The following is a 9,316-nucleotide window of genomic DNA, read 5'->3' on the forward strand; positions in this document are numbered from 1 at the left end:
AGAGTCCATGTTTGATGGATAACGAAGGATTAACAGCTATGAAAATTGCGGTCTTGATCGGTGGTCTGCGTTTTGACAGTCAGCGCCGTATTATGAATGGAATATTGGAAAAGGCGGTCTTTGACGGGACAGATGTTTATATTTTTACCTGTGATTCATGGACCTATTCTTCTTTTTATTATACCAAAGGAGAAACTGCTATTTTCTCATTGCCGGATCTGAAAGATTATGACGGTGTGATCCTTCATGGTGACACAGTATATGACAAGAGTGTCATATCTGAACTGGTAAAAAAGATCAGGGAAGCAAGGATTCCCTGTATCAGCCTGAATGTAAAATATCCGGGAATGCTTTATATGGGTATGGATAATGCCAATGGAATTTACGGGATTGTGGAGCATCTTCTCCGGGTACATCAGGCGAAGCGCTTTGCCTTTATATCAGGACCGGAAGAGAATATGGATTCCACGGAGAGATGGGAGAGCTTCCGGAAGGCACTGGCGGACAATAAGATTCCCTTCGATAACCGCTATTTTTATTACGGTGACTATCATCCTGAGAGTGGGAAAAAGGCAGTTGGATATTTCTACGACCTGCCGGGAGCATTTCCGGATGCTATTGTGGCGGCTAATGATGAAATGGCATTAGGGGCTTTTTACAAGCTGAAGGAGCTGGGGTATGAGGTTCCAGAGCAGGTGCTCCTTACCGGGTATGATAATGCGATCGTTGGCAGGAACCATTCTCCAAGGATCACCAGTGTGGAGAGACCGGAGACAGAGCTTGGAGCAAAGGCATATGAAAAGCTCAGGGATGTGATCCTTGGGAAAGAGGGATCGGAAGAAACAACCCTGAAAAGTCATCTGATCTTTACCGAAAGCTGTGGCTGCCATGACAGTGAAGCAGAACCGGAGGAAAGCTTCCGGATGAAGATGATCACAGACAAGCTTCATGTGACAGAGTTTTCTGAGATCGTGAAATCCTCATCAGCAGATTTTACCGGGGCACCCACCTTTGAACAGCTGCTGGTAGAGATACGCAGATACATTAAACTGATCAATCCGAATGAGTTCTATATGTGTATGTGTGTGGTGGAGGACTCTTACCAGACAGACAGAAATTATGAGATTACGGGAAAAACACAGATAGAAGCACTGTCACAATATGCACCGGAAATCTGCATTCCGCTGATCTACAGGCGGGGAGAATTTGAGAATTATGGAAGATTCCCGGTAGAAAAGTTTCTTCCGGATAAATACACAGTAGCAGGAAAAGGCAGGTTCTACACTGTAGTTCCGCTGCATTATCAGGATCGCTGCTATGGTTACTGTGTTATCGGAAACAGCCGTCTGATGATGGACAGCGAGCTTTTCCATTTATTTATCATGAATATTAATAATGCCCTGGAGAATTTAAGAAAGCAGTCAATGCTGAATTCCATGGTGCACAGACTGAACCGGATGTGGATCTATGATACCCTGACAGAAGTATTTAACAGAGCAGGATTTTTCAAGTTCGCACCGAACCTGATCCGTGAGGCTATCGACAGGAAAGAGAATCTGTTTATTCTGTTCCTGGATCTGGATGGACTTAAGAGCGTCAATGACAGGTATGGTCATGACGAAGGAGATGCTTTTATCAAGGCAATGGGAATGATCCTGCGTCAGTTACATGGAAACGGGGAACTGGTGATGCGCTATGGTGGTGATGAGTTTGTCGTTATGTCCAAAAATTATACGGATGAGAAGGCGGCAGGCTATATCCGCAGGATCGAAAGAAGCATTGATGAATATAACATGACCTCCGGCAAGGAGTATAAACTGGGCGCCAGTATGGGGTACAGTCTGGTAGAGCCGGAAGAAGACATGAAGCTGGAGGATCTGATCGAAGTAGCAGATCAGGAGATGTATAAGGTAAAAAAAGCCAAAAAGGAAAGGCTGAAAAACCAGCAGCCGTAAGGCGTGTACCTGATACAGAAAAAATCAGGAGGGGCGGTTAAGCTCCTCCTGTTATTGTGTGTGCGGTATCTGCGCTAAAGGAAGCTGCCATGCGTTACCCTTCTGATTAACTCGGGGCAGGTGACCCTGCGGCACATGGAAAAATTCCTCTTAGTGCTGCTTTGTTCCCAACCTGACACGGTTCGTGGACATCCATTGCGCAGGACCCACCCTTCAGCGCCATCAAAAAGGGGCAGCCACAGCAGCTTCCTTCAGAGCAGATATGTATTACTTTAGTAGTATATGGGGTTTTCGAAGATTTGTCAACTTGAAAGGAAACAGGAAATGACTGAGCAGGAAAAGTATATGAAGGCGGCCATAAAGCAGGCAAAAAAGGCATACGCTCTGCTTGAGGTACCGATCGGCTGTGTCATCGTCCACGAAGGAAAGATCATAGGAAGAGGTTATAACCGTAGAAATACGGATAAAAATACGCTGGCACATGCAGAGATCACAGCGATCAACAGGGCGAGCAAAAAACTTGGTGACTGGCGGCTTGAGGGCTGCACGCTGTATGTGACACTGGAACCCTGTCAGATGTGTGCAGGCGCGATCGTACAGGCCAGGATCGATGAGGTGGTAATGGGTTGCATGAATCCCAAGGCAGGCTGTGGGGGTTCCATACTGAATATTCTGGAGGATGAAAGATTTAACCACCAGGTGAAGGTGACAAGAGGAGTTCTGGAAGAGGAGTGCTCCAGTATGCTGAAAGAATTCTTTAAGGGACTTCGGGTGAGAGTAAAGATGGAGAAGAAGCTGCGGATGTCGGCCGTGGCTGGAAATACTGCTGTGCAGCAGAAAGAAACAGGAGAAGAGAATGTTAACGAAGATAAAAAATAAATATATAGATACTGCATTTTTTAGATATGTACTGGTGCTTGCTGTTCCCATGATCATTCAGAATGCCATTACCAGCTTTGTCAGCTTTCTTGACAATATCATGGTCGGGCAGGTGGGAACAGAGCAGATGTCTGGTGTAGCCATTGTCAATCAGCTTATTTTTGTATTTAATATCTGTATCTGGGGCGGTGTGTCCGGCGCCGGGATATTTGGTACCCAGTTTTATGGTAAAGGGGATTATGAAGGGCAGAAGTATGCATTCCGGTTTAAAATGTATGCCTGCATCATTATCGCCGGGATCGCCCTGCTTTTGTTTGGATTCTTTGATACGGATCTGATCTCCCTGTACTTAAGTGACGGAGGAAGTGTGGGGAACACTGCACTTGCCCTTCAGTATGGAGAGCAATATCTGAGGATCATGATGGCAGGACTTGTGCCATTTGCTGTCAGCCAGGCCTATGTGAATACGATCAGGGAAACCGGGCATACATTTGTGCCGATGCTGGCGAGTCTGGCAGCAGTGGTAACCAATCTGGTGCTGGATTATGTGCTGATCTTCGGGATAGGAGGGGTTCCGGCCTATGGGGTGCAGGGTGCAGCCATAGCGACAGTGGCAGCCAGATTTGTGGAATGTGCCATTGTGGTGATCTGGGCACATACTCATCTGGAGCAGAACCCGTATCTGAAGGGAGTCTATCATGGATTCTCTGTTCCGGGACATATTTTGTCTGGCATTATTAAAAAGGGAACACCGCTGATGTTCAATGAAATGCTCTGGGCAGTGGGAATGGCTGTGATCGCCCAGTGCTACGCTGTCCGTGGCCTTGAGGTAGTAGCGGCACAGAATATTTCCTCTACCATAAGCAATCTGTTTAATATTGTTTACCTCCAGCTTGGCGGGTGCATTTCCATCGTAGTCGGACAGCTTCTTGGTGCAGGACGGCTGGAGGAAGCCAGGGATAAAGATAATAAGATGATTTTTTTCTGTGTGCTCTGCTGCATGGGAGTATCACTTATTATGATATTTGCAGGCCGTTATTTTCCGATGATCTACAAGACAGAGGACAGTATCAAGGAGCTTGCCGGCAGATTTATTATGATCTCCGCTCTGGTCATGCCGCTTTGTGCTTTTTCACATGCGTCCTATTTCACACTGAGGTCCGGGGGCAAGACTGGAATCACCTTTCTGTTTGACAGTGTTTATACCTGGGTAATTGTAATTCCGCTCGCTACAATACTTGCCAAGCATACAGCACTTACCATAGAAATGGTGTTTTTCTTTGTATCCTTTACGGAGATCATTAAGGTTACCATCGGTTATTTTATGATCCGCAGTGATATCTGGCTGCAGAATATTGTAAAGGAGCCGTAAACCCGTTTAAAATGTGAATGCTACTTATAATAACAATATTTTGATATTTGTGGCTTGTGTAATACTATATCTTGTACTATAATTAAAAACGTACATCGTTAGTACAAGGAGGGGTTTCATGAAGGTAATTAAGAGGAACGGGTCAGAGGTAGACTTTGACATCAGAAAAATTGTAGCTGCAGTTGCTAAGGCGAACAAGGCGGCGATCAGGGAAGAACTCACAGAGGAGCAGATCGAGGAGATTGCGGATTATATTAATTTCAAATGCAGCAAGATGAACCGAGCTATTTCCGTAGAGGAAATGCAGGATATGGTAGAAAATCAGATCATGGCACAGGGTGCTTTCAATGTGGCGAGATGTTATGTAAAGTACCGCTATACCCGTTCTCTTGTAAGAAAAAGCAATACAACAGATGACAGGATCCTGTCTCTGATCGAATGTAATAATGAAGAGGTTCTGCAGGAGAATTCCAATAAGGATCCGATCATCAACAGTGTGCAGCGTGATTATATGGCAGGAGAGGTAAGCAAGGATCTGACAAGAAGGCTGCTGCTTCCCCAGGATATCGTAAAGGCAGACCAGGAGGGGCTGATCCATTTCCACGATGCAGACTATTTTGCACAGCATATGCACAACTGTGATCTGGTTAACCTGGAGGATATGCTGCAGAACGGAACTGTTATCAGTGAGACATATATTGACAAGCCTCACAGCTTTTCCACAGCCTGCAATATCGCCATGCAGATCATTGCGCAGGTGGCCAGCAACCAGTACGGCGGTCAGAGTATTTCTCTGACACATCTAGTTCCCTTTGTACAGGTATCCAGAGAAAAGATCCGCAGGGAAGTGCTCGAGGACGCAGAGCTGATGGGCGATACCCCATCAGACGAAGTGATCAGCAGGGTTGTTGAGAGACGGCTCCGCAAAGAGATCGAAAAGGGTGTACAGACGATCCAGTATCAGGTGATCACATTGATGACCACCAATGGTCAGGCTCCGTTCCTTTCCGTATTTATGTATCTGAATGAGGCAAAGAGTGCACAGGAAAAGAAGGATCTTGCGCTTGTGATCGAGGAAATGCTGAACCAGAGGATCCAGGGAGTCAAGAATGAAAGCGGAACCTATATCACACCGGCATTTCCCAAGCTGATCTATGTGCTTGAGGATGACAATATCCATGAGGGAGATCCGTATTTTTATCTGACAGAGCTGGCAGCAAAATGTACTGCTAGGAGGTTGGTTCCTGATTATATTTCCGAGAAGATCATGAAGCAGCTCAAGGAAGGAAACTGTTTTCCTGTTATGGGATGCAGGAGCGCCCTGAATCCCTGGAAGGATGAGAATGGAAATTATAAATTCTATGGAAGATTTAATCAGGGTGTTGTAACCATCAACCTGGTGGATGTGGCACTTTCTTCCCAAAGAGATATGGATAAGTTCTGGAAGATCTTTGATGAGAGACTGGAGCTTTGCTATAAGGCACTGATGTACAGGCATAACCGTCTGAAGGGAACTCTTTCTGATGCAGCACCGATCCTGTGGCAGTATGGTGCGCTGGCAAGGCTGAAAAAGGGAGAAACGATCGATAAGCTGCTGTATGGAGGATATTCTACAATTTCCCTTGGCTATGCTGGACTCTGTGAATGCGTCAGATATATGACAGGAAAGTCACATACCGATCCGGAGGCAAAGCCCTTTGCACTGGAAGTGATGAAATATATGAATAAGGCCTGCGAGAAATGGAAGGAAGAAACCAATATTGCATTCAGTATTTATGGTTCACCTATCGAGAGCACCACTTATAAGTTTGCCAAGTGTCTGCAGAGAAGGTTTGGTATTATCGAAGGCGTGACGGACAAGGGGTATATCACAAACAGCTATCATGTGCATGTAACAGAGCCGATCGATGCTTTTTCCAAGCTGAAGTTTGAATCAGACTTCCAGGCTCTTTCCACAGGAGGGGCGATCAGCTATGTAGAGGTTCCCAATATGCAGGATAATATCCCGGCGGTACTCAGTATCATGGAATTTATTTATGACAATATCATGTATGCAGAGCTGAATACCAAGAGTGATTTCTGCCAGGAATGTGGCTATAACGGAGAAATCCGGATTGTAGAGGATGATGGCAAGCTGGTATGGGAATGCCCGAAGTGCGGCAACCGTAACCAGAATACCTTGAATGTGGCAAGACGTACCTGTGGCTATATTGGTACACAGTTCTGGAATCAGGGAAGAACGCAGGAGATCAGAGAAAGGGTGCTGCATTTATAATGAACTACGCAAATATTAAATATAATGATATTGCAGACGGAGAGGGCATACGTACCTCTCTGTTCGTTTCCGGGTGTACCCATCACTGTAAAGGGTGCTTTAATGAGGAAGCCTGGGATTTTAATTATGGAAAACCATTTACGAGAGAGGTAGAGGATAGGATTCTTGAGAGTCTTAAACCATCTTATATTGCAGGACTGACGCTGCTTGGCGGGGAACCCTTTGAACCGGCAAACCAGAGAGTGCTTGTGCCTTTCCTGAAACGGGTCAGAGAGCAGCTTCCGGACAAAAATATCTGGTGTTATTCCGGATATACCCTGGAGGAGCTTCAGGGAGAGAGCCGGGCACACTGTGAATGTACAGAGGAAATGCTGTCGCTTCTGGATGTACTGGTAGATGGAGAATTCGTGGAGGAGAAGAAGGATATCAGTTTGGCATTTCGTGGCTCTGCAAATCAGCGGATCCTGCGGATGAAGGAGAGGCAGACCTTTTAAGGACAGATACTCACAAAGATAATCATACAATGCTTTTTTGTACGTGGAATGAAAAATGCAACATTTTACAATAAAATGTTGCATTTTTGCGTTCACTATTAATATCGGCACTTAGGGAAATTACTTTATAGGGAAATTGAAATTTTTTAATTTGGTACGTTTATCCTCAATTGCCAAAATAAATTCAGGTAAGTGCTAACTCTGTTTCGACCTCTTTTACAAACGCAGGACTACATTCAGCTATTGCACAGATGTCTTCTGTTTTATACCCTCTGTTTATCATGTTCCGGATAACGATTTTCTGATCCTCAATTTTGCCTTCATTACGTTCATCCTGCATCAATTCTTGTAAAGCCTGGCACATATTAAATTCCTCCTTCTGGTTTTCTGTTTTATATAAATCCTTCTTCTGAAGCATAGCTGCGTTATCTGTCATGACAGCAATGGCGTCCCATGTATCTTCATTCAGATGAGAATAGGTCTCATCCTTCATCAGCTCAATCATTTTCTTCTTATTATTTCTGCAGTTTATGGCTTGAAACAATGGTTTCAGATCGGAGCGGAATGAGTCAAATACATGCTGCTCATTAATGCAGAACAGGTGCAGATGGTATTCTTCAAACAACGATTGCAGATTTTGGTTTTGAGGATCAAAAGCCATCATATCCGATAGCTTTCTTGGACCATCCCATGGTTCTGTGCCGCTGTAAAGACAGAGCGTATATACAGGATGCAGTCTGTCCGATCTTAGAATACCGGAAAGTGTTTCATCCATGCTGACAGCTGGATTTTTCAGCCTGATTTCGGAGTTCATGAGCAGTCTGCGTTCCTGTTTTCTTTCTTTCAGCTGCCGGCGTTACTCTGCGGCATCATACCCCATACACCGCACCGGCATGGCATAATCAATGTAGCTTTGACTTTCTACAGCAAGTACCTGTAAAACCATGCCAGATCCAAGTACCATTTTTACATCACGGATGATTTCCGTATCTTTTTGTCGTGTTTTCCCTGGCATCCCTTTATCTGTGATCACATAGTTTTCCGAAGCTTCCCGTAAATCTTCTGCCCGGATGATCTGCCTTCCCTGAAAGCAGCAGCCATTGAAGAGATCTGCAAACCGATCCTTATTCTGCAGAAACTCCTTCATGCAAGTATCGTATTTCCCCATAAAATTCCTCCTTTGCGCGCAGAGGATTCTATGGACTGTTGAAAATCCTATGCTTATTCAAAATAGTTTGGATTGTAAAGCATGGATTTTCTGATCTATAGAATGTCAGGCTACATCGGAAGGAAGTAACTGACCAAGAAAAGGGGATTTCCCTTTAACATACAGATCTGATTATTGCAATCATAGTATCTGTAAAAAGAAAACTTCTATGCTTTGAGATGATTCTAACATAGAAGTTTTCAAACTGCAATAAATGTTTTTTCGTTTCACTGATGATAAAAAGAATGCAACATTTTGTAATCAAATGTTGCATTCTTACGTTCACTAATAATATCGGCATTTGGGAAAATTACTTTATAGGAAAATTGAAATTTTTTAATTTGGTATGTCTTGGTATGTCTACCGATATCTAATCTCATCCAGATTCTTTTCTTTTTGCCTGTGAAATCTCGTTTGTTTGATCGATATAATTATGCCAGCCAAAAGCGTCATTGGATACCTGCCTGAACCTGTTCGACCAGAGAAGGATCACATTCCAAAAACCTGCAGATATTTTCACAGGAGACACCACCATCCAACATATTGGAAATGATGGTTCTGATCTTAGCTTCACTGTTCTGCTTTTCTAGGAGAATCCCCTCATTCATTTTATCCGCCATTAATTCATCTAAAGCCTGGCACATATTAAATCCCTCCTGATTACCGTATGTATTTCTGAAAGCCTCTTTGTTTTGAAGCAGGGCTGCATTGTCTATCGTGGAAGGCAGAATATCGATATTACTGGATGCTTTTCCGTATCTGTTCAACCAGAGAAGGATCACATTCCAAAAACCTGCAGATATTTTCGCAGGAGATACCACCAGCCAACATATTGGAAATAATGGTTCTGATCTTAGCTTCACTGTTCTGCTTCTCCAGGAGAATCCCTTCGTGCTTTCCTTCACGTTTTCCAATAAGAATCCCCTCGTGTTTTCCCTCACGTTTTCCGATAAGAATCCCCTCGTGCTTTCCGATAAGAATTCCTTCGTGCTTTCCGATAAGAATCCCCTCATTCATTTTATCCGCCATTAATTCATCTAAAGCCTGGCACATATTAAATCCCTCCTGATTTCCGTATGTATTTCTGAAAGCCTCTTTGTTTTGAAGCAGGGCTGCATTGTCTGTCATGACAGC

8 protein-coding genes, 1 other RNA gene and 1 pseudogene are annotated in these 9,316 nt (G+C 44.2%); 5 read left to right on the forward strand and 5 right to left on the reverse strand.

The genetic code is table 11. The annotated features are described in order from the left end of the window. Positions 1–38: 38 nt before the first annotated feature. Positions 39–1,955 (forward strand): GGDEF domain-containing protein, encoded by a 1,917-nt coding sequence (locus tag WJQ40_RS03940; RefSeq protein ID WP_337538010.1) that lies wholly within the window; start codon positions 39–41, stop codon positions 1,953–1,955. A 68-nt stretch (positions 1,956–2,023) separates the two neighbouring features. Here WJQ40_RS03940 and ffs read toward each other — a convergent pair. Further along, positions 2,024–2,219: signal recognition particle sRNA large type (ffs, locus tag WJQ40_RS03945), an RNA gene on the reverse strand. Between the two features lie 60 nt (positions 2,220–2,279). Here ffs and tadA point away from each other — a divergent pair. The 4 genes from tadA to nrdG all read left to right on the forward strand — a co-directional run bounded on the left by tadA (position 2,280) and on the right by nrdG (position 6,975). Further along, entirely contained in the window at positions 2,280–2,834 is a 555-nt protein-coding gene (gene tadA, locus WJQ40_RS03950; protein WP_337538012.1) for a tRNA adenosine(34) deaminase TadA, read from the forward strand. Then, positions 2,812–4,206 (forward strand): MATE family efflux transporter, encoded by a 1,395-nt coding sequence (locus tag WJQ40_RS03955; protein ID WP_337403144.1) that lies wholly within the window; start codon positions 2,812–2,814, stop codon positions 4,204–4,206. The genes tadA and WJQ40_RS03955 overlap by 23 nt, the downstream gene beginning before the upstream one ends. Before the next feature lie 118 nt (positions 4,207–4,324). Continuing rightward, positions 4,325–6,481 (forward strand): anaerobic ribonucleoside-triphosphate reductase, encoded by a 2,157-nt coding sequence (nrdD, locus tag WJQ40_RS03960; protein WP_337538014.1) that lies wholly within the window; start codon positions 4,325–4,327, stop codon positions 6,479–6,481. Beyond that, complete coding sequence (nrdG, locus tag WJQ40_RS03965) at positions 6,481–6,975, forward strand: anaerobic ribonucleoside-triphosphate reductase activating protein (protein ID WP_337538017.1); 495 nt, start codon at positions 6,481–6,483, stop codon at positions 6,973–6,975. Before nrdD ends, nrdG begins: the two co-directional genes overlap by 1 nt. Positions 6,976–7,159: 184 nt before the next feature. Here nrdG and WJQ40_RS03970 read toward each other — a convergent pair whose 3' ends face one another. From WJQ40_RS03970 to WJQ40_RS03985, 4 genes and pseudogenes are all read right to left on the reverse strand, one after another. Then, positions 7,160–7,789, reverse strand: a complete 630-nt coding sequence (locus WJQ40_RS03970; protein ID WP_337538019.1) for a hypothetical protein — start codon at positions 7,787–7,789, stop codon at positions 7,160–7,162. A gap of 42 nt (positions 7,790–7,831) precedes the next feature. Next, entirely contained in the window at positions 7,832–8,143 is a 312-nt protein-coding gene (locus tag WJQ40_RS03975) for a hypothetical protein (RefSeq protein WP_337538020.1), read from the reverse strand. A gap of 488 nt (positions 8,144–8,631) precedes the next feature. Next, positions 8,632–8,826 (reverse strand): hypothetical protein, encoded by a 195-nt coding sequence (locus WJQ40_RS03980; RefSeq protein ID WP_337538021.1) that lies wholly within the window; start codon positions 8,824–8,826, stop codon positions 8,632–8,634. Positions 8,827–8,920: 94 nt separating this feature from the next. Further along, positions 8,921–9,316 (reverse strand): annotated as a pseudogene (locus WJQ40_RS03985) (hypothetical protein); the annotation flags it as partial.

This window comes from Suilimivivens sp. (assembly GCF_037359455.1).
Lineage (GTDB): Bacteria > Bacillota > Clostridia > Lachnospirales > Lachnospiraceae > Suilimivivens > Suilimivivens aceti.

Bases quoted from the DNA above. Each gene is read 5' to 3' on its own strand.
- WJQ40_RS03940 (WP_337538010.1), top strand. From the start codon at position 39: ATGAAAATTGCGGTCTTGATCGGTGGTCTGCGTTTTGACAGTCAGCGC.
- tadA (WP_337538012.1), top strand. From the start codon at position 2,280: ATGACTGAGCAGGAAAAGTATATGAAGGCGGCCATAAAGCAGGCAAAA.
- WJQ40_RS03955 (WP_337403144.1), top strand. From the start codon at position 2,812: ATGTTAACGAAGATAAAAAATAAATATATAGATACTGCATTTTTTAGA.
- nrdD (WP_337538014.1), top strand. From the start codon at position 4,325: ATGAAGGTAATTAAGAGGAACGGGTCAGAGGTAGACTTTGACATCAGA.
- nrdG (WP_337538017.1), top strand. From the start codon at position 6,481: ATGAACTACGCAAATATTAAATATAATGATATTGCAGACGGAGAGGGC.
- WJQ40_RS03970 (WP_337538019.1), bottom strand. From the start codon at position 7,789: ATGAACTCCGAAATCAGGCTGAAAAATCCAGCTGTCAGCATGGATGAA.
- WJQ40_RS03975 (WP_337538020.1), bottom strand. From the start codon at position 8,143: ATGGGGAAATACGATACTTGCATGAAGGAGTTTCTGCAGAATAAGGAT.
- WJQ40_RS03980 (WP_337538021.1), bottom strand. From the start codon at position 8,826: ATGTGCCAGGCTTTAGATGAATTAATGGCGGATAAAATGAATGAGGGG.